Genomic DNA, 25,943 nt, shown 5'->3' with positions numbered 1-25,943 from the left:
GACAGAACATTAGCGGACGCTTCCTGAAAGGTACAAATCCGCTGGTAGAAAGGGGGAAATCGGGGAGGTCGCCTAGTGTGGCCGCAGTGGCGTGTGTGGTTGGTGAGGATCGGGGTTCGTCGGATGGCGCCATCGATCCAGGGGCTGGGATGGCATCGAGGATGTCCGCCGTGGCCGCATGGGGCAGGTGTCGGTGAACGAAGGCTGGTCGAGATCGCCCTCAGCCGATTCGGATCGTGCGGGCAGGCCAGCGGGATGGGGCGACAGCCTTTCGTCGACGTGTTGGACCGTCCCTGTCCGGGTGGCGATTTGGTGGACTGCCCGTGGCGCGTGCTAATGTTTCGTCTCGTCCGGAGGGTATCCCGCCCGGTACGAAGCTCAGGTCTCATAGCTCAGCGGGAGAGCGTCCGCCTCACACGCGGAAGGTCGCTGGTTCGATCCCAGCTGGGACCACTCAGTCGAAACAAGACCGGTGCGGTGTCCGCCCGGTCTTCTTTCATCTCTCGGTCGATCGACATCGCCAGTCCGGCCATTTGGTCGAGCATTCAACGTCGCCGCAAGCCATTTTGCAACACTGTGACTTGAGTCACAATTTGATAGCGGTTGCTCTCGTGGGCAGCAAAAACCTTTCCATGCGCTTTGCGAAGTCTTTACTATCAGTCGGGCCTTCGCGTCACGGGTCGCCGCTCCACGAGCGGTCGAGCGGCTCGCCGCTCGCATTCGATGCCAGAACATGTTTGACCGATGAACCGGATCGACTCGATCCGGCGAAGGAGAAATATGTCCACCGACACCGATTCCGTACCGCTGACGTCGCCGCGCGTGGGCCTTTCCGCACGTCTAGCCAGTATCGGTCGCAACGACCTGCCTGCCTCGATCGTGGTTTTCCTTGTCGCCCTTCCGCTTTCGCTCGGCGTCGCGGTGGCTTCCGGCGCCCCCGTCGCCGCGGGGCTGATCGCGGCCGTCGTCGGCGGCGTCGTCGCCGGACTACTCGGCGGCTCCGCGGTCCAGGTGAGCGGGCCGACCGCGAGCCTCACCGTGGTCGTCGCCGAGAGCGTGCACCACTTCGGTTGGGCAGCAACCTGTTTCATCACGATCGGTGCCGGAGTTCTGCAGATCCTGTTCGGGCTCAGCCGCGTTGCGCGCGCCGCACTGGCCATCGCCCCGGTCGTGGTGCACGGCATGCTCGCGGGTATCGGCGTGATCATCGCGTTGCAACAGGTGCACGTGCTGCTCGGCGGGAGTTCGCTCAGCTCGTCGTTCGCCAGTCTCGTCGCCCTGCCGAATCAGCTGAGGTCCGTGCACAAGAGTGACCTGTGCATCGGCCTCGTCGTCATCGTCATCCTGATCGCATGGCGGTTCGTCCCGAGTCGGATCAGGGCGATCCCGGGACCGCTGGTGGCGGTAGTGGCCGCGACCGTGTTGTCACTGGTCGTGCCCACCCACGTCGAGCGCATCGTGCTGGACGGCTCGTTGCTGGACTCCCTCGGCCTGCCCGCGGTGCCCTCCGGTAGCTGGATGGTCATTGTGCTGACCATGGTCACGATCGCTCTTATCGCCAGCGTGGAGAGCCTGCTGTCGGCCATCGCGGTGGACAAGGCGCGGCCTGGCACCCGCACCGACTTCGATCGAGAACTGATCGGGCAGGGATCGGCCAACGTCGTCTCCGGCCTGCTCGGCGGCCTGCCGATCGCGGCGGTCATCGTGCGCAGCATCACCAACGCGCACGCGGGCGCGCGCAGCAGGGCGGCGACGGTGCTGCACGGGGTCTGGATCCTGCTGTTCGCGGTGGCACTGGCCGGGCTGGTGCGGCAGATCCCCACCGCGGCGCTGGCCGGGCTGCTCATCCTGATCGGCATGCAGCTGATCAAGCTGGCGCACATCCGGCTGGCCAGGCGCACCGGCGACCTATATGTCTACGCGACGACGGTCTCGAGTGTCGTGTTCCTGAACCTGTTGCAGGGCATGGTGATCGGGCTCGCGCTTGCGTTTGCGCTGCTGTTGTGGCGGGTGGTCCGCGCGACAATCACCGCGGAGCAGATCCCCGGCTCGCGGCGCTGGGTGGTCACCATCGACGGCACCTGCACCTTTCTCGCGCTGCCGAAGCTGACCGCGGAACTGGCCAAGGTGCCCGCCGGCGCCGACGTGACCGTGGAGATGACCGTCGACTTTCTCGACCACGCCTCCTACGAACTGATCACCGATTGGGCTTCCCGACGCGAATCCGATGGCGGCACGGTCGAATTCGCCGAGATCGGCAGCGCGCGGATGGCCACGGCCCTGGCCGGTCCGCCCGAGCGCGGGCACTCCAGGAAGGTCATCGACCAGGTGATCGGACCGTGGCGGCGCACCGGCAACCGGGAGGATCCGATCGTGGCGGGCATTGCCGCCTACCACCGCGGCCACGCTCACCTCCTGCGCCCGCACCTGGACGGGCTGCGGCATCGGCCCGACGCCGACTCGTTCTTCCTCACCTGCGCGGATGCGCGCATCGTTCCTAACGTCATCACCAACAGTGGACCGGGTGACCTGTTCACCGTCCGCAATGTGGGCAACCTGGTCCCGACCCCGGGCGGGGACGTCTCGGTCGAGGCCGCGCTGATCTACGCGCTGGAGAAGCTGGACGTGCGCGCGGTGGTGGTCTGCGGCCACTCCGCATGCGGGGCGATGGACGCACTGCACCGCGAGGTGCAGGCGGGGCCAGGGCTCGGTGACTGGCTGGCGCATGCGCGGCCGAGTCTGGAGCGCTACCGGCTCGGGCATCCGGTGGCCGACGCGGCGGCCCTTGCGGGGTTCGGTGAGGTGGACCAGCTGGGCATGGTGAACGTGGCGGTACAGCTCGAGACGCTGCACGCGCATCCGATCGTGCGCAGAGGCATCGAGGAGCGGGGCGTCGCGGTGTCGGGGCTGTTCTTCGACATCGCCACCGCAAGAGTGATCGAAGTCACAGTAGATGGCATCGCGGAGTTCGACGATGGAGAGATCGCGGCGGAGCCGGCCTGACGGCGGGCGGGAGGGGAATGCGCCGGTCCGGCTAACGGCTCGGCGCGACTGTGCGGCAGGCCACAGCGATAACAGCTAAGCGAAGAGTGGCGAATTACACACAATCCGCCAACTTCTCAGGCTTTGCTAAGTCTTTACCAATACACTTGTTACGGTTTACATCTCGACCCATCGCTGTGTCGGGAACTGCTTCACCGCGAGATGCCGGTTCGCGGTCTTGTGCCCTGCTGGACATGTTGATCGTCAACCGACTTCGGCGAACCTGCCGAGTCGGCGAAGGAGAGTCATGGCTATCGATCACGATTTAGCCCCGCCACTGTCACCGCCCACAGAGACGGGCTCGGGCCGCAGTTCCGAACCCTTTTCCGGCCGCCTCACCTCGATTCTTCGGCATGATGTGCCCTCGTCGATCGTGGTCTTCTTGGTCGCGTTGCCGTTGTCGCTCGGCATCGCCGTCGCCTCCGGCGCTCCGGTTGCCGCAGGCCTGATCGCCGCCGTGATCGGCGGTATCGTCGCTGGACTGCTCGGCGGCTCGGTCATGCAAGTAAGCGGCCCCGCTGCGGGCCTCACCGTCGTCGTAGCCGAGACGATCAGCCAGTTCGGTTGGAAGACAACCGGTTTCATCGTCTGCGCGGCCGGCGTGCTGCAAATCCTGTTGGGGCTGAGTCGGGTCGCCAGGGCCGCGCTGGCGGTGGCGCCGGTGGTGGTGCACGCGATGCTGGCCGGCATCGGCATAACCATTGCGCTGCAACAGGTTCACGTGCTGCTCGGCGGTTCGTCGCACAGCTCCGCGTGGAAGAACATCACCGAGCTGCCCGGACAGCTGATGTCGCTACACGGCGGTGGCACGTTGATCGGCGTGGTGGTGATCGCGATCATGGTCGGCTGGAAGTACATGCCCGCCAAGGTAAGAACGGTTCCAGGGCCGCTGGTCGCGGTGTTGGCCGGCACTGTGCTGTCGCTAGTGTGGCAGACCGGCGCCGAGCGAATCGTATTGAACGGTTCACTGTTCGACGCGATCGGTCTGCCGCAGCTGCCTAGCGGCAACTGGTCGGCCGTGGTGGTCACCATCATCACCGTGGCGCTGATCGCCAGCGTGGAGAGCTTGCTGTCCGCGGTGGCGGTGGACAAGATGCACTCGGGCAAGCGCGCCAACTTCGACCGTGAGCTGATCGGTCAGGGGTCCGCGAACGTGCTGTCCGGCCTGCTCGGCGGTCTGCCGGTCACCGGAGTGATCGTGCGCAGCGCCACCAACGTCCAGGCCGGCGCGCGGAGCCGGGCGTCGGCGGTGTTGCACGGCATCTGGGTTCTGGTGTTCTCGGTGTTGCTGGCCTCCGTGGTGGAGCAGATCCCGAAGGCGGCGCTGGCCGGTCTGCTCATTGTGATCGGCACTCAGTTGGTGAAGCTGGCGCATGTCAGGCTGGCCCGGCGGACCGGTGACCTGCTGGTGTATGCCTTGACGGTGCTCAGCGTGGTGTTCCTGAACCTGCTCGAGGGCGTCCTGATCGGTCTGGGGGTGGCGTTCGGCCTGTTGTTGTGGCGGGTAGTCAAGGTATCCATCACCGCCGCGCAGATCCCCGCCTCGCAGCGCTGGCTGGTCTCCATCGACGGCTCGGCCACTTTCCTCGCGCTGCCGAAGCTGTCGACCGAGCTCGCGAAGGTGCCCGCGGACGCCGACGTGACGGTCGAGATGACCGTCGACTTCCTCGACCACGCGGTCTTCGAGGCCATCGAGGAGTGGGCGCGCCAGCAGGCGAACAACGGCGGCAGCGTCGATTTCGTGGAGATCGGCGGCGCCAGGATGGCCAACGCTACCGAGGGGCCGCCCGCGCGCAGCTTCGCTCGTTCGGTCTGGGACGACATCCTCGGCCCGTGGCGCCGCGATGAGACGCACGTGAACCCGGTTGCGGCGGGCGTAGCGGCCTATCACCGCCGCCACGCACACGTGGTGCGACCACACCTGGACGTGCTACGCGACAAGCAGGACCCGGATTCGTTCTTCCTGACCTGCTCGGACTCGCGGGTTGTGCCGAATGTCATCACCAACAGCGGTCCAGGTGACTTGTTCACCGTGCGCAACGTGGGCAACCTTGTGCCCGTCGAGGGTGACGCGTCGGTCGAGGCCGCGCTGGTCTTCGCACTGGAGCAGCTCAACGTCCGCTCGGTGGTGGTGTGCGGGCACTCCTCGTGTGGAGCGATGGCGGCGCTGCATACCGGGACCGAGGTCCCTGGCGTCGACGCATGGCTCGCGCACGCGCGGCCGAGCCTGGAGCGGTTCCGCCTCGGCCATCCGGTGGCGGTCGCGGCGCAGGCAGCCGGGTTCGGCGAGGTGGACCAGCTCGGGATGGTGAACGTTGCGGTGCAGTTGGAGATGCTGCACCGGCACCCCGCGGTGCGCAAGGCGGTCGCCGAGCGCGGCGTCCGGGTGTCGGGGCTGTTCTTCGACATCGCCACCGCGCGGGTCATCGAGGTGACCGTGGACGGGCTGGCACACATTGATGATGCTGGTCGCCGCGATGCTCCGGAGCTCGTGTGATCGACGGGAACGGGCGGACCCGACCGAGTTGCACGGGTTCGCCCTATCCGGGCATATGGAAGCGGAGTTCCGTGTGGTCGATTCTCGTACCCTGGGGACGTGACCGCTGATGTGGAGACCAGCTCGACGGAGAAGCAGACCGGTTGGCGCGCCTTCCGAACCGGGCTCGCGCGCCGACCTACGCTGAACCTCGCCTACCGGATCGGGGTCGCGGTGGCCGGAGTCGCCGTGCTCGCGGTGGGCATCCTGGCAATTCCCTATCCCGGTCCCGGCTGGGCGATCGTGTTCGCCGGGCTCGGCATCCTAGCCACCGAATTCGCCTGGGCGCGGCGGATACTCGGCTGGCTGCGGGGCAAGTACCACCAGGGTATGGCGTGGTATTCCGCTCGGGGTCCGGTCATGCGAGTATTCGCTGCGTTCGCTACCGCCGCGTTGGTCGTGGCGACATTGTGGGCATTGGGAACGTTCGGGATCGTGGGTAGCTGGATCGGAGTCGAATGGGAATGGTTGCGCAGCCCCCTACAGCGGTGAACAACGTCCCGGGGCGGAGGCTCACCGAGCCCGAGTGGCTGGCCGCGCGGATCGCGGAGATGGGCCGCGCCTGGGGGACCACATCGCCAAGGATCGCGGGCACGCTGTGGTGGTGCATGGTCGCCTCCGCGCTGGTGGAAGGGACCGCGCGGGCGTACGCGCACGGCGAGCAGGCGCCGGATGCCGCGCTGGACCGGCTGGACTGCGAGGTGCGTCCCGACGGCGGCGTCGAACGGGTGCACAGCCGCTCGGCCGACGAGGCGGTCGGCCGAGCCGCGGCGTTGGGTGAGACGCTGGCCGCCGTGATCGCGCCGGTCGCCGAGGTGTCCGGCGCGGGCGTGCCGTCGCTGTGGGCGATTGCCGCCGACGCGATCGGCAACCGCTCGCTGGACGCTGGGTTGCCCGACGTGGGCGCGCGGCTGGCTGCCGAGATCGGCGGCAAACTGCCGGTGCCGCGATTCGTCGCGATCGGCGGACGCACCTTCGTGCGGCGCATCTCCTGCTGCCTGGTGTTCGAGGTGCCAGGCTGCGCGATGTGCACCTCCTGCCCGAAACGACCCGCCGCCGAGCGAAACGCATTGCTCGCGGACCTCGCCGCCGAGAGCTGAGGAAACACCGTGAATGTTCTGGCTGAAGCGACAACCGAAGTGACAACTGATCTCGTGAGGAAATGGGTAACTCGCCGGGTCGCCTAGAAGTGGAGTGGCACCCAATGCAGGACCTGAATGCGGGCCCTGCGTGTAGGCCTGAAGACCCCGAGAGGCGGGGGAGCGCCAAACCTAGGATCTGAACGCAAATCCCGCGTCACCCGACCAGTGCGGCCTGAAGACCCGGAGCGGCGGGACAGTAGCATGGTCGCGCCGGAGCCAACACGCGATCGGCCATCCAGCGGGAACCAGCCCGCACACGAGAACGCCAAGGAGAGCGCAGCCGTGACCACCTCAGCCCCCATCAGCCCAGTCGCCCTCGTCCGGGTGCCGGCCGGGACGACGGCGGGCGCCGCGGTGCGTGCGGCGGGACTGCCTACCAAAGGTCCGGACACCGTCGTCGTCGTACGCGTGGACGGTGAGCTGAAGGACCTGTCCTGGGCTCCCGACGCCGACGTCGACGTGCAGCCGGTCGCGGCGAACAGCGACGACGGCCGCAACGTCATCCGGCACTCCGCCGCGCACGTCCTGGCCCAGGCCGTGCAGCAGGAATTCCCCGATGCCAGGCTTGGCATCGGCCCCTACATCAAGGATGGCTTCTACTACGACTTCCAGGTCCAGCGGCCGTTCACCCCGGAGGATCTGGCCAAGCTGGAATCCCGGATGAAGAAGATCGTCAAAGGCGCGCAGCGGTTCTCGCGCCGGGTGGTCGAGGTCGAGGACGCCAGGGTGGAACTGGCGAAGGAGCCGTTCAAGCTGGAGCTGATCAGTGACAAGTCGGGTATCGACGACCCCGAAGTCATGGAGGTCGGCGGTAAAGAGCTGACCATCTACGACAACCTGGACCCGCGAACCGGTGAGAAGGTCTGGGGCGACCTGTGCCGCGGACCGCACATCCCGACCACCAAGTTCATCCCGGCGTTCAAGTTGACCCGCAGCTCGGCCGCGTATTGGCGCGGTGACCAGAGCCGCGAAGACCTACAGCGCATCTACGGCACCGCGTGGGAGTCCCAGGAGGCGCTCGACGAGCACATGCATCTGCTGGCCGAGGCCGAGCGCCGCGACCACCGCAAGCTCGGCCTGGAACTGGACCTGTTCAGCTTCCCCGACGAGCTCGGCTCAGGCCTTCCGGTGTTCCACCCCAAGGGCGGTATCATCCGCAAAGAGCTCGAGGAGTACTCGCGCCGCAGGCACGTGGCGGCGGGCTACGAGTTCGTCAACACCCCGCACATCACGAAGGGGCACCTGTTCGAGGTCTCCGGTCACCTGGACTGGTACCGCGACGGTATGTTTCCCGCGATGCACCTGGACGCGGAGCTCAACGAGGACGGTACTGTCCGCAAACCCGGCCAGGACTATTACGTCAAGCCGATGAACTGCCCGATGCACAACCTGATCTTCCGCGCCCGCGGCCGGTCGTATCGGGAGCTGCCGTTACGGCTGTTCGAGTTCGGATCGGTCTACCGCTACGAGAAGTCCGGCGTGGTGCACGGCCTGACCAGGGTGCGCGGTATGACTCAGGACGACGCGCACATCTACTGCACCAAAGAGCAGATGCACGGCGAGCTGACCGACACGCTGCGGTTCGTGCTGGACCTGCTGAAAGACTACGGCCTCGACGACTTCTACCTCGAGCTGTCCACCAAGGACCCGAAGAAGTCCGTCGGCTCCGACGACATCTGGGAAGAGGCCACCGAGACCCTGTCCAAGGTGGCGTCGGCCTCCGGCCTGCAGCTTGTGCCCGATCCGGGCGGCGCCGCGTTCTACGGCCCCAAGATCTCGGTGCAGGCCAAGGACGCGCTGGGCCGCACCTGGCAGATGTCGACGATCCAGCTGGACTTCAACCTGCCGGAACGGTTCGGGCTGGAGTACACGGCCTCCGATGGCACCAAGCAGCGGCCGGTGATGATCCACCGCGCGCTGTTCGGTTCGATCGAGCGGTTCTTCGGTGTGCTCACCGAGCACTACGCGGGCGCGTTCCCGGCCTGGCTCTCTCCGGTGCAGGTGGTCGGCATCCCCGTCGCGGAAGCCTTTGCGCCGCACCTGGATCGGGTTGTCGAGCGGTTGCAGGACGAGGGTATCCGCGCGCAGGTCGATCGCAGCGACGACCGGATGCAGAAGAAGATCTTCAACAACACCGCGCAGAAGGTTCCGTTCATGCTGCTCGCCGGTGAGCGCGACGTGAACGCGAGTGCCGTGAGTTTCCGGTTCCGCGACGGCACCCAGGTCAACGGTGTGCCGGTGGACGACGCGGTGGCCACCATCGTCGCGTGGATCGCCCACCGGGAGAACGCGTCGCCGACGGCCGAGGGTTTCGAGATTCGATCAGCGGACAAGGGCCGGGCATGACCGAGCGCACGGTGCCGGACGGGCTCGCGGATCTGGGCGAGACCGCGGCGTCGGACGAGCAGAAGAGTCTCGTGGACACGGGCGCCGGGGAACCGGATCGGCTGCTGCGTTTGTGGACGCCGTATCGGATGTCCTACATCGCGGAGGCGGCCACGCCGGGTCCCAAGGATTCGACGGGCCACCCGTTCACCGACATCCCGAAGATGTCCGACGAAGACGGATTGGTCATCGCCCGCGGCGAGCTGGTGTACGCGGTGCTCAACCTGTACCCGTACAACCCGGGGCACATGATGGTGGTGCCCTATCGCAAGGTGGCCAACCTGGAGGACCTCACCGAGGCCGAGAGCGCCGAGCTGATGGCGTTCACTCAGCAGGCCATCCGGGTGATGAAGAAGGTGTCCCGGCCGCACGGCTTCAACGTCGGGCTGAATCTCGGTGGCGTGGCGGGCGGTTCGCTGGCCGATCACCTGCACCAGCACATCGTGCCCCGCTGGGGTGGTGACGCGAATTTCATCACCGTCGTCGGCGGGGTGAAGGTGATGCCGCAACTCTTGCGTGAGACCAGGGCGCTGCTCTCGGCGGCCTGGAAGGAGGCGTAGATGAGCGGGGCGGATCAACTGTGCTGAGCTTCTTCGGCCGCGAAACGTTCGCCAAGGCGACGGCGCCGCTGGGCAGGGCTCTGGTCAGCACGGGACTCACTCCCGATGCGGTGACGCTGATCGGCACGACCGCCTCGATCGCCGCCGCGGTCACCTTGTTCCCGACCGGTCACCTGTTCTGGGGAACCATCGTGATCTGGCTGTTCGTCATGTTCGACATGCTCGACGGCGCGATGGCCAGGGCGCGCGGCGGAGGCACGAAATACGGTGCGGTGCTCGACGCCACCTGTGACCGGGTGGCCGACGGCGCCATCTTCGCCGGCCTGGCCTGGTGGGCGGTCTTCCATGAGCAGCACAGGCCGCTGTTCTTCGCGACACTCGTCGTCCTGGTGACCTCGCAGGTGATCTCCTACGCCAAAGCCCGCGCCGAGGCCAGCGGGTTGTCCGCGGACGGCGGCATCATCGAACGACCGGACCGGCTGATCATCGTGCTGGTCGGCGCGGGATTGACCGGCATCGGCGGATACTGGGACATCGACTGGCTCACCTATGCCGTCCACCTGGCGATGTGGATTCTCGCGGTGCTCAGTATCGTCACCGTCTTCCAGCGGGTGCTCGCCGTGCGCAATTCGCCGGGGGCGCGCGACGTGATGCCCTCCGGGCAGCCACGGAATCCGAGCGCGGGAGCCTCCGACACCACGGGGCTCCCGTCGTGACAACACCCTGTGCCGAGCGCCGATACGTCGACGAAGGCACCGGGACATCCGCGGCCGCGGGCTATGGACGAGAAGTGGTGGAGATCGCATGAGCATCGGGGAGCAGCTCGGTGCCGCCGGATACGTGGCGGGCTGGCGGCTGGTGCGTGCGCTGCCGGAGCAGACGGCCCGGCGGCTGTTCGACGTGGGTGGCGACCGGTTCGCCCGGCGTGCCAACCGGGAATTCCACGCGGGCGGTCCGCCGAATCAATTGCGACGCAACCTGGCCCGTGTGCTCGGGGTGCTGCCCGCCGACGTGCCGGACGAGCTGATCCGCGCGAGCATGCGGTCGTATGCCCGGTACTGGCGTGAGGCGTTCCGGCTACCCGCCATGGACCACAAGGCGATCGACTACCGGGTCGACGGGCTGCCGTTCCTCGATGCCGCGCTGGACGAGGGCCGCGGCGTGGTCCTGGTGCTCCCACACTCCGGCAATTGGGACATTGCCGGTGTCTGGCTGGTGCAGCACTACGGCAATCCGACCACTGTCGCTGAACGGCTGAAGCCGGAATCGCTGTTCGAGCGGTTCGTCGCGTACCGGGAGAGCCTCGGCTTCGAAGTGTTCCCACTGACCGGCGGCGAGCAACCGCCGTTCCGGCAGCTGGCGGCGCGGCTGCGGGAGAACAAGATCGTGTGCCTGATGGGGGAGCGCGACCTCACCGGTAGGGGAGTCCCCGTCCAGTTCTTCGGCGAGCGCACCTGGATGCCGGGGGGCGCGGCGAAACTGGCCGTCGAGACCGGCGCCGCGTTGCTGCCGGTGCACGCGTGGTTCGAGGTCGATGCCGAAGGGCGCGAGAACTGGGGCCTGAAAGTTGAAGCACCGCTGGATGTTTCCGGTGGCGTGGCGGCGGCTACCCAGGCATTGGCGGACCGGTTCGCCGCGAACATCGCCCGACACCCTGCCGATTGGCACATGCTGCAGCCGCTGTGGGAAAGCGACCTGTCCCTGGAGCGGCGCGCCGGAATCGCCGCCGCGCAGGCGAGCATCCGGGTCGAACAGGGAGACGAGTCGCCATGAAGGTCGGCATGGTCTGCCCCTATTCGTTCGACGTCCCTGGCGGCGTGCAGGCGCATGTGGTCGAGCTGGCGCGAGTGTTCATCGAACGCGGGCACAAGGTGAGCGTGCTCGCGCCCGCGGCCGACGACACGCCGCTGCCGGAGTTCGTGGTGTCGGCGGGACGCGCGGTCGCGATTCCGTACAACGGCTCGGTGGCCCGATTGTCCTTCGGTCCTATGGCCTACACCAGGATTCGCCGTTGGATCGACGGAAACGACTTCGACGTACTGCACATCCACGAGCCCAACGCGCCGAGCCTGTCCATGCTCGCGCTGAAGATCGCCGAGGGTCCGATCGTCGCGACCTTCCACACCTCGACGACGAAATCATTGGTGCTGAGTACCTTTCAGGGCGTGCTGCGCCCCTACCACGAGAAGATCTCCGGCCGCATCGCCGTCTCCGAGCTGGCGCGGCGCTGGCAGGTTGAGGCGTTGGGGTCGGACGCGGTAGAGATCCCCAACGGCGTCGACGTCCCCGCGTTCGCCAGGGCGCCGATGCTGCCCGGCTATCCGCGCGCGGGCGGGACGGTGCTGTTCCTCGGCCGCTACGACGAGCCGCGCAAGGGCATGGAGGTATTGCTCGGCGCGCTGCCCGACCTGGCGCGCAGGCATCCGGAGGTGGAGATCCTCATCGTGGGGCGCGGCGACGAGGACCGGCTGCGCCGTGAGGCGGGGCCGCTCGCCGGGCACCTGCGCTTCCTCGGCCAGGTGTCCGACGAGGAGAAAGCCTCGGCAATGCGCAGTGCCGACGTCTACGTCGCGCCCAATCTCGGTGGGGAAAGCTTCGGCATCATCCTGATCGAGGCGATGGCCGCCGGAACCGCCGTGGTCGCCAGCGAACTGGACGCCTTCCGCCGGGTGCTGCGCGACGGGGCGGCTGGCATGCTCGTCCCGGTGGGCGATTCGGACGCCCTGGCCGCCGCGCTGCACACCGTGCTCACCGACGAGGTGCGCAGGGAGGCGCTGGTGCACACCGCGACGCAGGTGGTGGGCGAGTACGACTGGCCAGTGGTGGCCGAGCAGATCCTGCGGGTGTACGAGACGGTGACCATCGGCGACACCCGGGTGCGGGCCGCCGGATGATCACCTTCTCCGCGACGACGGTTCTCGTCCTCGCGCTCATCGCCGCGGTGGTTATTGCGATCGGTCTCTGGGCGTACGCGACCGCCAACCGGCTCGACCGGCTGCACGTGCGCTCCGACCAGTCCTGGCAGGCGCTCGACGCGGCTTTGGCGCGGAGGGCGGTGGTGGCCAGGTCGGTCGCCTTGGCGATCGCGGGCCCCTCCGATCCGACGCTGTCCGAGCGGGCCAGACACCTGTCCGCGCTGGCGGGCCGGGCCGAGCGGGCCGGGCCCGGCGATCGGGAGACCGTCGAGAACCAGCTGTCCTCGGCGTTGTCGGCGGTCGACATCAGCAGTCTGCGCCCCCAACTGGTCGCCGAGCTGGCCGACGCCGAAGCGCGCGTGCTCATCGCGCGCCGCTTCCACAACGACGCGGTGCGTGACACGCTCGCGCTGCGTACCCGGCGCCCGGTGCGCATCCTGCATCTCGGCGGCACCGCGCCGCTGCCGTCCTACTTCGAGATCACCGAGCGGGCCACGCCCGCCGCGTCCACCGGCCTCGCCGTAGACACCATCCGCACCACCGCGCGCATCGTGCTGTTCGACGAGGACGACCGGACCCTGCTGATGCGCGGCAACGACCCCAAGACGCCGGAGGCATCGTTCTGGTTCACCGTCGGCGGCGGAGTAGAGCCGGGGGAGAGCCTGCGCGCCGCCGCCGTGCGCGAGCTCTACGAGGAGACCGGGCACCGGGCGGACCCGGACGGTTTGCGCGGCCCGATCTGGCGTCGGGTCGCGGTGTTCCCGTTCAATGGCGATCTGATCCGCTCCGAAGAGCTGTTCTTCGCCCTGCGCGTGCGCGGTTTCGAACCGCATGCGGCGAACCAGACCGTGATCGAACGTCGCTCCATCACCGGTCACAAATGGTGCACCGTCCAGGACATCGTCGAGCTGGACCGTTCCTGCGAAACCGTCTACCCGTATCACCTGGACGAACTGCTCGCCGAGGCCGCCGAGGCCGCGTCCGGATCCGCCGATCCCGAGGTCCGCTCCATCCGCTGACCGGGTCGTGCGGGCGTGTGATGTGTTTCACGATCGTGATAGCGTCGCGGTGAATCATGGGCCCGGAGGGTAGTGCTGTCAGGGACGCGCTCGAATTCGGTGTCGTGGTCCCGATGAAGGTGGGGCCGATCTCGCTCGGTGTGGAGGTAGTTGGTTTCATGTCGTATCTGTTGTTCGATTTCCTGTTGCCCCTCGTGGGGCCCGCTGCCGCGGAGTACTGGGCGCAGTTGCTGGTGGTCGGCCCGCTCTGACGCGGCACCCGGCAGGGCCGGGCAGGCCAGTGGATCGCAGGGAATGCGCGGCTGCCGCGCCTTCCCGGCGTGCGCCGCCGCGATATCCGAGATCACACCAGGCCAGTGCACTCCAACTGGCTATCAAGTGGCCTTTTGCGGACGCCTAGAATCGTGTCGTTCGAATCCGAGCGACCCGATTGGCGCACATGACTCAGGAGTTTGCCGTGACCACGCCCGAGACCACCCAGACCGTCGGTACCGCCCGCGTGAAGCGCGGCATGGCCGAGATGCTCAAGGGCGGGGTGATCATGGATGTCGTCACCGCTGACCAGGCCAAGATCGCCGAGGACGCGGGCGCGGTCGCGGTCATGGCGCTGGAGCGCGTCCCGGCCGACATCCGCGCGCAGGGTGGCGTGTCCCGGATGAGCGACCCGGACATGATCGAGGGCATCATCTCCGCCGTCTCCATCCCGGTGATGGCGAAGGCCCGCATCGGCCACTTCGTGGAGGCGCAGATCCTGCAGAGCCTCGGCGTCGACTACATCGACGAGTCCGAGGTGCTCACCCCGGCGGACTACGCCAACCACATCGACAAGTGGAACTTCACCGCGCCGTTCGTCTGCGGCGCCACCAACCTGGGTGAGGCGCTGCGTCGAATCACCGAGGGCGCGGCCATGATTCGCTCCAAGGGTGAGGCGGGTACCGGCGACGTGTCCAACGCCACCACGCACATGCGCAAGATCCGCCAGGAGATCCGCAGGCTGTCGTCGCTGCCGGAGGACGAACTGTTCGTCGCGGCCAAGGAGCTGCAGGCGCCCTACGAGCTGGTCCGCGAGATCGCCGGGACCGGCAAGCTGCCCGTCGTGCTGTTCACCGCGGGCGGCATCGCCACCCCGGCCGACGCCGCGATGATGATGCAGCTCGGCGCCGAGGGCGTGTTCGTCGGCTCCGGCATCTTCAAGTCCGGCAACCCGGCGCAGCGTGCCGCCGCGATCGTCAAGGCCACCACCTTCTACGACGATCCGGACGTGCTGGCCAAGGTGTCGCGCGGTCTCGGCGAGGCCATGGTCGGCATCAACGTCGAGGAGATCGCGCAGCCGCACCGGTTGGCCGAGCGCGGCTGGTGAGCACCGGCCGGTAGCGTCTGCCGTGTGGAGTTGCGGCAGTTGCGATACTTCGTGGTCCTGGCGGAGGAATTGCACTTCCGCCGGGCCGCGGAGCGATTGTTCATCTCGACACCAACCCTCAGCCAGCAGATCAAGGTGCTGGAACGTGAGCTGGGTGGTCCACTGCTGCTCCGGGAACCCCGGGTCGAGCTGACCGCCGCCGGTGCGGTGTTGCTGCGTACCGGCAAGGACGTGCTGCGCGCGATGGACGAGGCGATCCGGGAGACCACGCGCGCGTCCGCCGCCGGTGCGCCGGTGCTCCGGCTCGGTCTGCTGAACGGTGTTCCGCCCTGGCTGCCGACACGCATCGAAAACCTGCTCGCCGCCCGATTGCCCGGCACGCGCATGGTGTTCACCGGAGGGACCACCGCTGATCAGGTTCGCCTGCTCGACGACGACGAAATCGATGTTGCGTTGGTCCGCACACCGGTGGACCTGCCAGAGCGCTTCGCACAGCGTCCGATCGCGCGCGAGGAACTCGGCGTCCTGATGTCGGCGCGACATCCGCTCGCGGGCACCGCGCTGCTCGACCCGGCCGATCTCACCGGCCAGGAGCTGATCTTGTTCGCACGCGAATCGGCTGCCGGCCTGCATGATTCGCTGCTGCGCACGCTCGCCGAACAGGGTGCCCAGGTTAGGCTCAGCGACAGCGCGATGGGGCACGCGCAGATGCTCGCGGTGCTGCCGTCGCGGCCCGACATGATCGGGCTCAGCTCTGCGCGGGCGGCCGACGTGCCCGGCTTGGCCTGGCGGCCGCTGCGCGGCGCACCGCTCGTGGTGACCTACGCGGCCGCCTGGCGTGCGGCCGTTCGCCATCCCGCGGTCGCGGCACTGGTCGCCGCGCTGGCGGGCGAACCGTCGGCGAAATAGGGGCCCAAGGAGCGGCGTTACGCGGATTCAACCCTCACAACACCTAGAATGTTGTCTCAGAGTTCTCACAATCGTGCTCAGTAGCTTCGCAATTCGATGGCCCCTACCGGCCATGTCGTGCCCTCTCACCGTCGGGATAGATCCGAACGCAAAGGACGAACAGTTGAAGCTTCGCATGACCGGACGCCTCGCCGTTGCAGGCCTGGCTACCGCGGCCACCCTGAGCCTGGCTGCCTGTGGTAGCGACGACAAGAGCGACTCGCCTAAGCCGGCCCGCACCATGACCAGCGCCTCGGCGACCGCGAACACGCCTGCCCCGCCCACCGCCGACGAGCTCAATGCTCTGCTGCAGCGCGCCCTCGATCCGGCGGTGCCGAACGAGCAGAAGGTCGACCTCGTGCAGGGTATCGAGGCCGACCCCGGCCTGCCGAACCGCCTGGCTGATGCGTTTAAGCAGGCCAACGCCTCGGCCGTGGTCACGGGCGTCACCGCCTTCGGTGACAGCGTCACCGCGCAGGCCAAGTTCACGATCAACAATCAGGAGAACCAGGTCGATGTCCCCTTCGTCCTGGAGGGCGGCAAGTGGAAGGTGCAGAAGGCCTGGGCCTGTCAGGCGCTGAGCAACCTCAACCAGCAGTCCCCGGCCTGCGCCGCCTGACCGATATCTCCGGTTGCCGCCGAACGGCGACAACCGATCCAGGCCCGGTCGCCGCTCGCCGCGGCGGCCGGGCCGCCCAATGTGGCTACCTGCGGTGTTAGTTCACGACTAACGCGAGTTCGGCAGTGCGACATGGACACTCGGCCGCGCCGATGGTCGGCTGGAGGCATGACAATAAGCACGACAACACCGGAGCGCGTCGTCATTGTGGGTGGCGGTTCCGGCATGGGACTCGCTCTGGCCGCCGCGCTCGTCGCCGACGGTGCGGAGGTCACCATCGCCGGCCGCTCGGCCGAACGGCTCGCCACCGCCGGGCGCGCCCTTGCCGATGGGCCGGGCACGGTGCGCACCGCCGTCGCCGACATCACCCGCGAAGCCGACCTCGAGCGTCTGTTCGCCGACCTCGGACCGGTCGATCACGTGGTCGCCACCGCCGCCGACGCCACCGGCGCGTACCAGCCGGTGGCCGCCTTCGAAGCCGACCTGGCCCGAAGCCTGATTTCCGCCAAGCTGATCGGCCCGACCCTGCTGGCCAAACATGCGCGGTTCGTCTCCGGCGGCTCGCTCACCTTCACCTCCGGTATCGCCGCCTACCGCCCGGCTCCCGGTGGTGCCATGGTCGCCGCCGTCAACGGCGCTCTCGCTTCGCTCGGCTACGCCTTGGCCATCGAGCTCGGCCCTGTCCGTGTCAACGTGATCTCCCCGGGCTGGGTCGACACCCCGATCTGGGACACCATCGCAGGCCCCGCGAAAATTGAACGCCATCGGCAACTCGCCACGCGCTTGCCAGTCGGCCGCATCGGCCGGCCCGACGACATCGCCCACGCCATGCTCGCCCTCATGCGCAACCCGTTCATCACCGGCACCGTGCTGCACGTCGACGGCGGCCACCGTCTGGTCTGACCTGCCATGTCCGCTGCTCGTCGGTGGGATCGCAGGTGTGTCCGGGCGTGGAGTCCTATCCCACAGTGTCCTCATCTATCCGGATCGCAGGGCGGTCGGAATGATCCCATCGAACGAAAAATGTTGGTGTATAAGGGTTCTCACGGTCATGCCGCAGCAGTGCGGGGATTGTCCATTCCGCTTCGGGTGGGGTTCCGCGCCGGAGGGCGGCCTCGGACATGTCCAGTCGGACGGTCACGTCTGCGTCGAGGTGGCGGCCGGAGAGCATCGGGCCCGCGATGACGATCGTGGTCGCGGGTGGCGCTGTGCGGACCGTCGCGCGCGCCGAGCGGTCGGCGACTTCGTCCCAGAGGGCCGGAAGCCATCGGCCTTGGTCACGCAGGGCGTCGACCACCTCGCGACGCAGCGCCGCGAAGTCGAACCACACTGTGCGATAGGACATCTCGTCGGTACGGCCGAGCTCCATGCGCAGTGCGGCGGGCCGCACATAGTCGTGCACCGAGACCACGGCGGCGGATCGGCCGGTGTCGCGCACGGCCGCGGCGACCCGGTCGGCGAACGCAATGGGCTCGGCGGCGTCTGCGCCGTCGATGGCGATCACCGTGTGGGTGTGTGTGGTCAGGATGTGGCGGATCACCCGGTCGACGAGTCCGTGGCGGGTGATCGGCAGAAAACGCGGCACCGCTCCATCTCAGCAAACGTGAGTCGTCGCCGACATGGCGGTCGCCGTACAGCGGCAGAGGCGCGTGCCGGGGCCACCGACAGCCGAGACACGACGCGGCGGGCCGTCGGGATAATCTTCACCGCATGGCGACAATCGAAGAGGCGCTGGAGATAGAGCGGCTCGAGCGGGACATCTTCCGTGGCGCGTCCACCAAGACCCAGCTCGCACGCACGTTCGGCGGACAGGTTGCCGGCCAGGCACTGGTGTCGGCGGTCCGGACGGTGGAGCCTCGGTTCCAGGTGCATTCACTGCACGGGTATTTTCTGCGGCCGGGCAACCCTCAGGAGCCGACGGTCTACCAGGTCGAGCGGATCCGGGATGGCCGATCATTCTGCACCCGGCGGGTGACCGGTATCCAGGAGGGTGCCGCGATCTTCACTATGTCGGCCTCGTTCCACGTCGGGGATGAGGGTCCCGAGCATCAGGACGTGATGCCCGAGGTGCAGGCGCCCGAAGAGTTGCCCGATGCCAGCACCGTGATGAGTCCGGAGCTTCTGTGGGCGATGCGCGAGTGGGAGCACTGGGATATCCGTATGGTGCCGCAGGAGAACGTCGCTCGTCGCGACGGTGTGGTCTCCCCACAACAGGTGTGGTTCCGCTATCGGCACCCGCTGCCCGACGACCCCCTGTTCCATGTCTGCACCCTCGCGTACATGAGCGATATGACGCTGCTCGGCTCCTCGAAGGTCATCCACCCCCACGAGCCGACCCAGACCGCGTCGCTCGACCACGCTATGTGGTTCCTCCGCCCGTTCCGCGCCGACGACTGGCTGCTCTACGATCAGGCCTCTCCCTCGGCCGGTTTCGGCCGTGCCCTGACCGGCGGCAAGATCTTCACCCGAGAGGGTCGGTTGGTCGCCGCCGTGGTTCAGGAAGGTCTCATTCGGACGCTGCGGGAGAGCTGAACGGCGTCCACCGTTCTCGCGCCAGGGCGGTGACGGAACTCGGGTGGCGACTGTGAGCGGGCACACATCGGTGTGGCTCGTAAGCTTTCCGGCGTGAACGCTTCCTCGGTCGCCGCACCCGCCGCCGACGCCGGACAGGCGCAGTCCCGTCCCACCATCGGCGTGCTTGCGCTGCAGGGCGACGTCCGGGAGCACGTCGCGGCGCTCACGCGCTGCGGTGCCGAACCGGTGCTGGTCCGCCGCGAATCCGAACTCGCCGCGGTGGACGCGCTGGTGTTGCCTGGTGGCGAGTCGACCGCGATCAGCAAGCTCCTGGAGGCATTCGAACTGCTGGAGCCGCTGCGTGCGCGGTTGCGCGACGGAATGCCGGCCTTCGGGTCGTGTGCCGGCATGATCCTGCTCGCCTCCGATGTGCTCGACACCCGCCCGGACGCCAAGCACCTGTCCGGGATAGATATGACGGTGCGGCGTAACGCATTCGGCCGCCAGGTCGATTCGTTCGAGACCGATTTGCCGTTTGCGGGACTGAAGGAAGGCCCGGTGCGGGCGGTGTTCATCCGGGCGCCGTGGGTCGAGCACGTGGGCGAGGGCGTCGACGTGCTGGCTACCGTGCCGGACGGCCCGGCCGCCGGTCGGATCGTGGCGGTACGGCAAGGCAACGTCCTCGCGACGTCGTTCCATCCCGAGGTGACTGGCGATCTGCGGGTGCACCGGATGTTCGTTGAGCTGGTCCGGGCGGCTTAGCCGGGGCTGGGCTATCGTGAGCGCCCGAGTAGGCTAGGGGAGTTGTCGGCCCGGCTGTGCCGGTACCGCACACACGATCAGAAGTGCCATCGACCTGAAGGAAGTAGGGGAATGAGCGGCCACTCCAAATGGGCCACCACCAAGCACAAGAAGGCTGCGATCGACGCGAAGCGTGGCAAGCTGTTCGCGAAGTTGATCAAGAACATCGAGGTGGCGGCCCGGACCGGTGGCGGTGACCCGGATGGCAATCCGACGCTGTACGACGCCATCCAGAAGGCGAAGAAGGCGTCGGTCCCCAATGACAACATCGAGCGCGCCCGCAAGCGCGGCGGCGGCGAAGAGGCGGGCGGCGCCGACTGGCAGACGATCATGTACGAGGGTTACGGCCCCAACGGCGTCGCCGTGCTGATCGAGTGCCTCACCGACAATCGCAACCGTGCCGCGGGGGAGGTGCGGGTCGCCATGACGCGCAACGGCGGCAACATGGCCGACCCCGGCTCGGTGTCCTACCTGTTCCACCGCAAGGGCGTCGTCACCCTGGAGAAGAACGGCCTGTCTGAGGACGACGTGCTGATGGCGGTGCTCGACGCAGGTGCGGAGGAGGTCAACGACCTCGATGAGTCCTTCGAAATCATCAGCGAGCCCGGTGATTTGATCGCGGTGCGCACCGCCCTGCAGAGCGCGGGCATCGACTACGACTCCGCCGAGTCCGGCTTTCAGCCGTCGGTGTCCGTAGCGGTCGACGCCGAGGGTGCCCGCAAGGTGATCAAGCTGGTCGACGCGCTCGAGGACAGTGACGACGTGCAGAACGTCTACACCAACGTCGATATCCCGGACGAGGTCCTCGCCCAGCTGGACGACTAGTCGGTCGGCTGCTCGTAAGACCGCTGCATTGCGGGGTGGTACTCGCCGAATCGGGGCGGTCCGTGCCGGAACGGGCTGCCCCGAGCATGTCCAGGTAGTACTCCAACCGGGCGACCTGGGGGAGCTGGGCGGTGTCGGTGGGCAGGTGGCGGCTGAACCGCAGGTCTGTGGTGCCCGCGGGCAACAGCCACCCGGTGGGTCGTTTCGTCATGTCGTGTTCTCCCTCGTCGCGTCCTCGTCGCCGGAGCGGTGTTCGCGCTTGGTCCGGTAGACCTCGGTCTCGAGTGCGTCGAGGTGCTGTGCCCACGCGGCGGGCCGCTGGAATCGGTCGAGCCACTGGGTGAGCGCGGTCAACGGCCCGGTGTCGAGCACATAGAATCGCTGCCTGCCGACGAGTTCGTCCTGGACCAGCCCGCTTTCGCGCAGCACACGCAGGTGCCTGCTGACGGCGGGTCGGCTGATCGCGAAATGCTCCGCGATCGCGCCCGCGGTGAGCCGAGTCCCGTGCAGCATTTCCATGATCGCCCGCCGAACCGGATCGGCGATCGCACCTGAGATCTCGTCCACGACAAAAGCGTAACCATATGGTTACGCTTTTGTCCGTGGCGATCGTGGGACAGCTCGGGCCGATTTTCGCGACCGGTCGGGTGCTTACCGCCGGTGCGGAGAGGGAAGGTGCGTCACTCCGCGATCTTGGTTCGATCGCACCACTCGTAGACCGGCAGCCGCCCTTCGGGCGTGTCCTGCTCCCGCTGGGTGACTTTGAAGTGTTCGTATCCGCCCCGGAACGGGACTTTCAGCTCGATCCCCGGCGGAGTGATCGGGACGATGCGCGCGGGCAAGTCTTGCGGCCCGCCCTCGAGGACAGCCTTCACAACATTGCTCATCCTCGGATGGTAGAAGCGCCACTGCCTGGATTGTGGGAGATTCAGGGGACGGTGAGTACCAATTTGCCCACGGTGCGGCCGGTGTCGCCCAAAGCATGCGCTTTCGCCGCCGCCGAGGAGGGAAAAGTTCCGGCGATCGTCGGGCGCAGGGCGCCGGAGTCGACGAGCTCGGCGAGCGCGCGCATCCCCGCGTGATCGTCTTCGACCAGCATCCGGACCGCGCGCACGCCGAGCGCGTCCGCCTCGGCCACGAGATCGATGGTGCCGAAGGCGCGCAGCGACACCAGCAGCCCGCCAGGACGCAGGGTGCGTAGCGAGCGGATGCTGTTCTCGTCGTCGACCGAGTCCAGCACCACGTCGACATCCCGGACCACATCGGCGATATCGGTGCCGCGGTAGTCGATCACCTCGTCGGCGCCGATCCCCCGCAGGAAATCGTGATTGGGCGCGCTGGCCGTGCCGATAACGTACGCACCGCGCGCCTTGGCGATCTGCACGGCGAAGTGGCCGACGCCACCGGCCGCCGCGTGGATCAGCACCCGCTGCCTGGCGCTCACCTCGGCGGTGTCGACCAGTGCCTGCCAGGCGGTGAGCCCGGCCAGCGGAATCGCGGCGGCCCGCACGTGGTCCAGGCCGGCCGGTTTGTGAGCGAAGGCGCGGGCCGGGCCGGCAGCGTACTCGGCGAAGGCGCCGTGGCCGTTCGGGTAGGGAAGCATGCCGAAGACCTCGTCGCCCGGCCGGAACAGGGTGACGCCGACGCCGGTGGCTGCTACCTCGCCCGACACGTCCCAGCCGAGCACGAACGGCGGCTCGGGCAGAAACAACCCGGCGACGGCGCGGTGCCGCCAGTCGGTCGGGTTGAGTCCGGCCGCGCGCACCCGTACCAGGATCTCGCCGGGGCCCGGAACCGGTTGTGGGAGCTGTACTTCGGTGAGCACCTCGGGGCCGCCGAGGACATTTTGACTGATAGCGCGCATGGTCGCGGTGGTGTCGGTCTCGATCATGGATGCCAGCCTGCCGCTCGGGCAACGCAGAAGAAATGGCATGATTGCCATTCTTCGATATGATCGCGCCATGACCGTGGCAAGCACGGCCGCACCCCATCGAGTGGTGGTGCTGGCCCTGGACGGGGTGTATCCCTTCGAACTCGGCATCCCGAACAGGGTGTTCGGCAGCGCCGCAGGCAGATACGAAATCCGCACCTGCTCGATCGACGGCCGCCCGGTGCGCACCTCCGCCGACTACGACATCGCCGTCACGCACGACAGCGGAGTTCTGGAGACCGCCGACACGGTCGCCCTGCCCGCCTGCGACATCTCCATGACCCTGGGCGGTGAGCTGCCGCGACCGGTGCTCGACGCGTTCGCTCGCATCCGGCCAGGTGCCAGGATCGTCGCGATCTGCACCGGAGCCTTCATCGCCGCTGCCGCCGGACTGCTCGACGGCCGTCCGGCGACGACCCATTGGAACCAGGCCGAGGTATTCCGCCGCGCCTTCCCTAGGGTGCGCCTCGATCCCGACGTGCTCTATGTCGACGACGGTGACGTCCTCACCTCAGCGGGCGCGGCAGCCGGGATCGATTTGTGCCTGCACCTGGTGCGTCGCGATCACGGCAGCGCTGTCGCGAACGCGGTCGCGCGCCGCTGCGTCGCCCCGCCATGGCGCGACGGTGGCCAAGCGCAATACATCGAGCAGCCCGTCCCGCGCGAGACGTCGGCCGGGACCGCCGCCGCCCGGCAGTGGGCGCTGGAGAACCTGGCGCACCCGGTCACCGTCGACGAGCTGGCCGTCCGGGCGCGGATGAGCAAGCGCACCTTCGCCCGCCGCTTCCGCGACGAGGTCGGGATGAGCCCCGGTCGCTGGCTCATCCAGCAGCGTGTCTTCCGCGCCAGGCACCTGCTGGAATCCACCGACCTGACGGTCGACCGCATCGCGGGGGAGGTCGGTTTCGCCACCGGCACCTCGCTGCGCCAGCACCTGTACGAGTCGATCGGTGTGTCCCCGAAGACCTATCGGCGCACGTTCCGTGCCGAGGTCACCGTCGCGCCGAGCTGAACGATTCCGGCATGACCGGTGATCACTGCGAGGACATCGGGCGTGGTGGCGCGCGGGTCAGGTCGTGGCGGGGACGGGCAGGCCGACGCGGGCGACGATCCACGGCAGCGCCGAGGTGAACGCGGCCGAGGCGAACTGCCAGGTGTGGCCGCCCTGGCTGGTGTGGATGGTGCAGTCGATGCCGACCGCTTGTCCCGTGGCGCAGAGTTTCTCGGCGGCTCCGACCTCGCCGGTATCGGGGACTCCGTCGTGACCGCCCATGCCGACGGTGTCGTCGTCGGCGACGGGGCCGTGGTTGCCTCCTCGAGAGCGCTGCGGTGGGGTGAGGTCGTCGAACAGGCCCGCGATGCCGGTGTAGGGACCATGGGCGGCCATGACGGTGAGCGGGTCGAAGGCCGCCCACCGGGCGGCGTCACCGCCGAAGAGACGGGAGACGGTCTGGTCCTTGGTGCCGGAGGACGGGCCGAGGTCGCCCGCGATATCGACGAACGTGTGGACCAGTTCGGGGTGCATGACGGCGAGGTCGACCGCGCACGTGCCGCCCATCGACCAGCCCACCACCGCCCACCGCGCCGGATCGGCGGAGGCGCCGAAACCGGATTCGACGTAGCTCGGCACGTCCTTGGTCAGGTGATCGGCAGCGTCGCCGCGCGGCCCGTTGACGCACTCGGTGTCGTTGTTGAAGCTTCCGCTGGAGTCGACGAAGACGAGAATCGGGGCGCGCCCGCCGTTCGCCTCGGTGAACCTGTCCACGGTGGACATGATCTGGCCGCTGCGGATCCAGTCGGCCGGGGTGTTGAACTCGCCGCCGATCATCATCACTACGGGCAGCGCGGGCGGGGTCGGTCCGGCGAACCAGGCGGGCGGCAGGTACACATACTCGGTGCGGTGCGGAAAGTTGCTGCCGGAGTGGGGAATTCGCACCGGCACGATCCTGCCGTCGGCGACGGTGGTGTTCCGCAGGGCGGGCAGCGCCGACACGTCGGTCTGGTTCGGCAGCGGGCCCGCGGTCAGCGCGCCCCACGCCGATTGCACGGTGGGGTAGTAGCCGACCCACTGGTTGAGCACAATCCCGGTGCTCAGCAGCGCAAGCGGAATGGCGAGGATCGCGGCCCCACGCCGACACCAGTGCGCGCCGCGCCAGCCGAGGACCGCGACCCCCGACACCGCGGCCGTGCCGCCGACGCAGGCCCACAACAGGGCGGGCGCGGGATCGGATGCCAGCCCCTCGTTCGTCACATACCATCTGGCGGTCAGCGCCCCCACCACGCCGACCAGCACGCAGACCGGCAGCTGGATCAGCCACCACTTCCTGGAGCGCCGGGCGATGGCGAGCACGAGGAACAGCACGGCGAGCACCTCGACCATCAGCGGCAACCAGCCGTGCAGCAGCGAGATCCCGTGATGAAAGGCGTTCTGATAGTTCGGGTTCTGATTCGTCGGCGAAAGCTGCGGTGGAGCAGGAGTCGGAGGAGCGGCGAGTACTGGCACCTACGGCATTGTCGAGACACTTCCTCGAGACCACCTGTGAATCGGCTCCAGCGAACCTGGGTGGAGGCTGTCCTCGCACAGCTGCCCACACGGTTCTTCGCTTGTCCATCACGGATGCGAGGAAGGGGTGCGAGTGCGAAGAGCGCACAACGGTGTGTGCGACCAACACGGCGGTGTCGGAAGTCCGCTTCATCCTTTTCGGCGAGTCCGCCTACGCCGCTTTCGCGCGGCAGGTCTCCGACAGCTGACGCGTGGTTCGCCTCGTCGGCGCAGTCCGGCTCATCTCGGCGGACGGCGGCGATCAGGTGGGCTGTGCTGGTGGAGCGGGGTTCAGGCTGTGCTCGACGGCGGACGCCAGAACTTGTCGGTGCCGGGTGGCATAGTCGGCCCCGTGTCGTTCAGTACCCGTATCGAAGTCCGGGTTTCCGATCTGGATCCTCAGTTGCATGTCACCGGCGCGGCCTACCACCAATTCGCCGACCAATCGCGATTCGCGTGTGTCCAGGCGGCGGGCGTTTCCGTCGACGAGCTGATCGCGTCCGGGTTGGGGCCGGTCAACCTGGAAACGGTGATCAGTTTCCAGCGCGAACTACGTGGCGGCGACGCGGTAGATGTGTCGTGCACCTGGCGCTGGGGTGAGGGCAAGACCTACCGGGTCGAGCACGTCCTCATCCGTGCCGACGGCGTGGTCGCCGCGACCGTGACCAACGTCAGCGGTCTTCTCGATCTGGCATCGCGGCGACTGGTCGTCGACCCGGTCCGCGAGTGGGCCGCCAGGGCGAGTTGCCCCGAGTTGCTCGGGCTACCGGCCTGAGCGCGGGGAAGCCATCACGCACGGCTCCGG

General features: G+C 67.9%; 25 protein-coding genes and 1 tRNA gene. 21 read left to right on the top strand and 5 right to left on the bottom strand.

What is annotated here, in order from left to right; translation table 11 throughout:
• Positions 1 to 381: 381 nt before the first annotated feature.
• From OHB12_RS12905 to OHB12_RS12830, 16 genes are all read left to right on the top strand, one after another.
• Positions 382 to 453, top strand: a tRNA-Val gene (locus OHB12_RS12905).
• 327 nt (positions 454 to 780) lie between these two features.
• Entirely contained in the window at positions 781 to 3,003 is a 2,223-nt protein-coding gene (locus OHB12_RS12900; protein WP_327119282.1) for a bifunctional SulP family inorganic anion transporter/carbonic anhydrase, read from the top strand.
• Between the two features lie 286 nt (positions 3,004 to 3,289).
• Positions 3,290 to 5,539 carry a bifunctional SulP family inorganic anion transporter/carbonic anhydrase gene (locus OHB12_RS12895; protein ID WP_327119280.1) on the top strand — a complete coding sequence of 750 codons (2,250 nt, stop codon included), beginning with the start codon at positions 3,290 to 3,292 and terminating at the stop codon, positions 5,537 to 5,539.
• A gap of 99 nt (positions 5,540 to 5,638) precedes the next feature.
• Positions 5,639 to 6,070, top strand: a complete 432-nt coding sequence (locus OHB12_RS12890) for a TIGR02611 family protein (RefSeq protein WP_327119278.1) — start codon at positions 5,639 to 5,641, stop codon at positions 6,068 to 6,070.
• Positions 6,043 to 6,678: a (2Fe-2S)-binding protein gene (locus tag OHB12_RS12885; RefSeq protein WP_327119276.1), complete on the top strand. Its 636-nt coding sequence runs from the start codon at positions 6,043 to 6,045 to the stop codon at positions 6,676 to 6,678. Before OHB12_RS12890 ends, OHB12_RS12885 begins: the two co-directional genes overlap by 28 nt.
• 324 nt (positions 6,679 to 7,002) lie before the next feature.
• Complete coding sequence (gene thrS, locus OHB12_RS12880; RefSeq protein ID WP_327119274.1) at positions 7,003 to 9,066, top strand: threonine--tRNA ligase; 2,064 nt, start codon at positions 7,003 to 7,005, stop codon at positions 9,064 to 9,066.
• Positions 9,063 to 9,665: an HIT family protein gene (locus tag OHB12_RS12875; protein WP_327119272.1), complete on the top strand. Its 603-nt coding sequence runs from the start codon at positions 9,063 to 9,065 to the stop codon at positions 9,663 to 9,665. Before thrS ends, OHB12_RS12875 begins: the two co-directional genes overlap by 4 nt.
• Positions 9,666 to 9,685: 20 nt before the next feature.
• Positions 9,686 to 10,381: a phosphatidylinositol phosphate synthase gene (gene pgsA, locus OHB12_RS12870; RefSeq protein ID WP_327119270.1), complete on the top strand. Its 696-nt coding sequence runs from the start codon at positions 9,686 to 9,688 to the stop codon at positions 10,379 to 10,381.
• Positions 10,382 to 10,469: 88 nt separating this feature from the next.
• Complete coding sequence (locus OHB12_RS12865) at positions 10,470 to 11,438, top strand: phosphatidylinositol mannoside acyltransferase (RefSeq protein WP_327119268.1); 969 nt, start codon at positions 10,470 to 10,472, stop codon at positions 11,436 to 11,438.
• Positions 11,435 to 12,559: a glycosyltransferase family 4 protein gene (locus tag OHB12_RS12860; protein WP_327119266.1), complete on the top strand. Its 1,125-nt coding sequence runs from the start codon at positions 11,435 to 11,437 to the stop codon at positions 12,557 to 12,559. Before OHB12_RS12865 ends, OHB12_RS12860 begins: the two co-directional genes overlap by 4 nt.
• Positions 12,559 to 13,599 carry an NUDIX hydrolase gene (locus OHB12_RS12855; RefSeq protein ID WP_327121056.1) on the top strand — a complete coding sequence of 347 codons (1,041 nt, stop codon included), beginning with the start codon at positions 12,559 to 12,561 and terminating at the stop codon, positions 13,597 to 13,599. Before OHB12_RS12860 ends, OHB12_RS12855 begins: the two co-directional genes overlap by 1 nt.
• Positions 13,600 to 13,655: 56 nt before the next feature.
• Complete coding sequence (locus OHB12_RS12850) at positions 13,656 to 13,850, top strand: hypothetical protein (RefSeq protein WP_327119264.1); 195 nt, start codon at positions 13,656 to 13,658, stop codon at positions 13,848 to 13,850.
• Between the two features lie 188 nt (positions 13,851 to 14,038).
• Positions 14,039 to 14,959, top strand: a complete 921-nt coding sequence (gene pdxS, locus OHB12_RS12845) for a pyridoxal 5'-phosphate synthase lyase subunit PdxS (protein ID WP_327119262.1) — start codon at positions 14,039 to 14,041, stop codon at positions 14,957 to 14,959.
• 24 nt (positions 14,960 to 14,983) lie between these two features.
• The gene (locus tag OHB12_RS12840; RefSeq protein WP_327119260.1) at positions 14,984 to 15,868 is read left to right on the top strand and encodes a LysR substrate-binding domain-containing protein; all 885 of its coding nucleotides are present in this window, start codon (positions 14,984 to 14,986) and stop codon (positions 15,866 to 15,868) included.
• A 175-nt stretch (positions 15,869 to 16,043) separates the two neighbouring features.
• On the top strand, positions 16,044 to 16,526 hold the full coding sequence (locus tag OHB12_RS12835) for a hypothetical protein (RefSeq protein WP_327119258.1): 483 nt from the start codon (positions 16,044 to 16,046) through the stop codon (positions 16,524 to 16,526).
• 168 nt (positions 16,527 to 16,694) lie between these two features.
• Positions 16,695 to 17,429, top strand: a complete 735-nt coding sequence (locus tag OHB12_RS12830; RefSeq protein WP_327119256.1) for an SDR family oxidoreductase — start codon at positions 16,695 to 16,697, stop codon at positions 17,427 to 17,429.
• A gap of 55 nt (positions 17,430 to 17,484) precedes the next feature.
• Here OHB12_RS12830 and OHB12_RS12825 read toward each other — a convergent pair whose 3' ends face one another.
• Positions 17,485 to 18,111, bottom strand: a complete 627-nt coding sequence (locus OHB12_RS12825) for a hypothetical protein (protein WP_442800026.1) — start codon at positions 18,109 to 18,111, stop codon at positions 17,485 to 17,487.
• 125 nt (positions 18,112 to 18,236) lie between these two features.
• On the opposite strand from OHB12_RS12825, the gene OHB12_RS12820 reads away from it, so the two are divergent.
• The 3 genes from OHB12_RS12820 to OHB12_RS12810 all read left to right on the top strand — a co-directional run bounded on the left by OHB12_RS12820 (position 18,237) and on the right by OHB12_RS12810 (position 20,666).
• Positions 18,237 to 19,058, top strand: a complete 822-nt coding sequence (locus tag OHB12_RS12820; RefSeq protein ID WP_327119254.1) for an acyl-CoA thioesterase — start codon at positions 18,237 to 18,239, stop codon at positions 19,056 to 19,058.
• 93 nt (positions 19,059 to 19,151) lie between these two features.
• On the top strand, positions 19,152 to 19,802 hold the full coding sequence (pdxT, locus tag OHB12_RS12815; protein WP_327119251.1) for a pyridoxal 5'-phosphate synthase glutaminase subunit PdxT: 651 nt from the start codon (positions 19,152 to 19,154) through the stop codon (positions 19,800 to 19,802).
• A gap of 111 nt (positions 19,803 to 19,913) precedes the next feature.
• Entirely contained in the window at positions 19,914 to 20,666 is a 753-nt protein-coding gene (locus tag OHB12_RS12810) for a YebC/PmpR family DNA-binding transcriptional regulator (protein WP_327119249.1), read from the top strand.
• A 207-nt stretch (positions 20,667 to 20,873) separates the two neighbouring features.
• On the opposite strand, the gene OHB12_RS12805 is transcribed toward OHB12_RS12810, so the two are convergent.
• The 3 genes from OHB12_RS12805 to OHB12_RS12795 form a co-directional block, all read right to left on the bottom strand.
• Positions 20,874 to 21,233 carry a metalloregulator ArsR/SmtB family transcription factor gene (locus OHB12_RS12805; RefSeq protein ID WP_327119247.1) on the bottom strand — a complete coding sequence of 120 codons (360 nt, stop codon included), beginning with the start codon at positions 21,231 to 21,233 and terminating at the stop codon, positions 20,874 to 20,876.
• Positions 21,234 to 21,346: 113 nt separating this feature from the next.
• Positions 21,347 to 21,553, bottom strand: coding sequence for a DUF5988 family protein (locus tag OHB12_RS12800; RefSeq protein WP_327119245.1), 207 nt, complete (start codon positions 21,551 to 21,553; stop codon positions 21,347 to 21,349).
• A gap of 41 nt (positions 21,554 to 21,594) precedes the next feature.
• Positions 21,595 to 22,599 (bottom strand): NADP-dependent oxidoreductase, encoded by a 1,005-nt coding sequence (locus tag OHB12_RS12795; RefSeq protein WP_327119241.1) that lies wholly within the window; start codon positions 22,597 to 22,599, stop codon positions 21,595 to 21,597.
• A 28-nt stretch (positions 22,600 to 22,627) separates the two neighbouring features.
• On the opposite strand from OHB12_RS12795, the gene OHB12_RS12790 reads away from it, so the two are divergent.
• Positions 22,628 to 23,608: a GlxA family transcriptional regulator gene (locus OHB12_RS12790; protein WP_327119239.1), complete on the top strand. Its 981-nt coding sequence runs from the start codon at positions 22,628 to 22,630 to the stop codon at positions 23,606 to 23,608.
• Between the two features lie 57 nt (positions 23,609 to 23,665).
• Here OHB12_RS12790 and OHB12_RS12785 read toward each other — a convergent pair whose 3' ends face one another.
• Positions 23,666 to 25,099: an alpha/beta hydrolase gene (locus tag OHB12_RS12785; protein WP_442800025.1), complete on the bottom strand. Its 1,434-nt coding sequence runs from the start codon at positions 25,097 to 25,099 to the stop codon at positions 23,666 to 23,668.
• Between the two features lie 391 nt (positions 25,100 to 25,490).
• Here OHB12_RS12785 and OHB12_RS12780 point away from each other — a divergent pair, with 391 nt between their 5' ends.
• Complete coding sequence (locus OHB12_RS12780; RefSeq protein WP_327119237.1) at positions 25,491 to 25,913, top strand: acyl-CoA thioesterase; 423 nt, start codon at positions 25,491 to 25,493, stop codon at positions 25,911 to 25,913.
• The last annotated feature ends 30 nt before the right edge of the window (positions 25,914 to 25,943 follow it).

The organism is Nocardia sp. NBC_01730 (genome assembly GCF_035920445.1).
Classification (GTDB): domain Bacteria; phylum Actinomycetota; class Actinomycetes; order Mycobacteriales; family Mycobacteriaceae; genus Nocardia.
The sequence above is the reverse complement of the archived record's forward strand: the minus strand, read 5'-3'. Positions and strand labels throughout refer to the sequence as shown.

Bases quoted from the DNA above. Each gene is read 5' to 3' on its own strand.
- OHB12_RS12810 (WP_327119249.1), top strand. From the start codon at position 19,914: ATGAGCGGCCACTCCAAATGGGCCACCACCAAGCACAAGAAGGCTGCG.
- OHB12_RS12790 (WP_327119239.1), top strand. From the start codon at position 22,628: ATGACCGTGGCAAGCACGGCCGCACCCCATCGAGTGGTGGTGCTGGCC.
- OHB12_RS12820 (WP_327119254.1), top strand. From the start codon at position 18,237: ATGGCGACAATCGAAGAGGCGCTGGAGATAGAGCGGCTCGAGCGGGAC.
- OHB12_RS12885 (WP_327119276.1), top strand. From the start codon at position 6,043: ATGGTTGCGCAGCCCCCTACAGCGGTGAACAACGTCCCGGGGCGGAGG.
- OHB12_RS12835 (WP_327119258.1), top strand. From the start codon at position 16,044: ATGACCGGACGCCTCGCCGTTGCAGGCCTGGCTACCGCGGCCACCCTG.
- OHB12_RS12850 (WP_327119264.1), top strand. From the start codon at position 13,656: ATGGGCCCGGAGGGTAGTGCTGTCAGGGACGCGCTCGAATTCGGTGTC.
- OHB12_RS12900 (WP_327119282.1), top strand. From the start codon at position 781: ATGTCCACCGACACCGATTCCGTACCGCTGACGTCGCCGCGCGTGGGC.
- OHB12_RS12830 (WP_327119256.1), top strand. From the start codon at position 16,695: ATGACAATAAGCACGACAACACCGGAGCGCGTCGTCATTGTGGGTGGC.
- OHB12_RS12860 (WP_327119266.1), top strand. From the start codon at position 11,435: ATGAAGGTCGGCATGGTCTGCCCCTATTCGTTCGACGTCCCTGGCGGC.
- OHB12_RS12800 (WP_327119245.1), bottom strand. From the start codon at position 21,553: ATGAGCAATGTTGTGAAGGCTGTCCTCGAGGGCGGGCCGCAAGACTTG.
- pdxS (WP_327119262.1), top strand. From the start codon at position 14,039: ATGACTCAGGAGTTTGCCGTGACCACGCCCGAGACCACCCAGACCGTC.
- OHB12_RS12795 (WP_327119241.1), bottom strand. From the start codon at position 22,599: ATGCCATTTCTTCTGCGTTGCCCGAGCGGCAGGCTGGCATCCATGATC.
- OHB12_RS12875 (WP_327119272.1), top strand. From the start codon at position 9,063: ATGACCGAGCGCACGGTGCCGGACGGGCTCGCGGATCTGGGCGAGACC.
- OHB12_RS12895 (WP_327119280.1), top strand. From the start codon at position 3,290: ATGGCTATCGATCACGATTTAGCCCCGCCACTGTCACCGCCCACAGAG.
- OHB12_RS12865 (WP_327119268.1), top strand. From the start codon at position 10,470: ATGAGCATCGGGGAGCAGCTCGGTGCCGCCGGATACGTGGCGGGCTGG.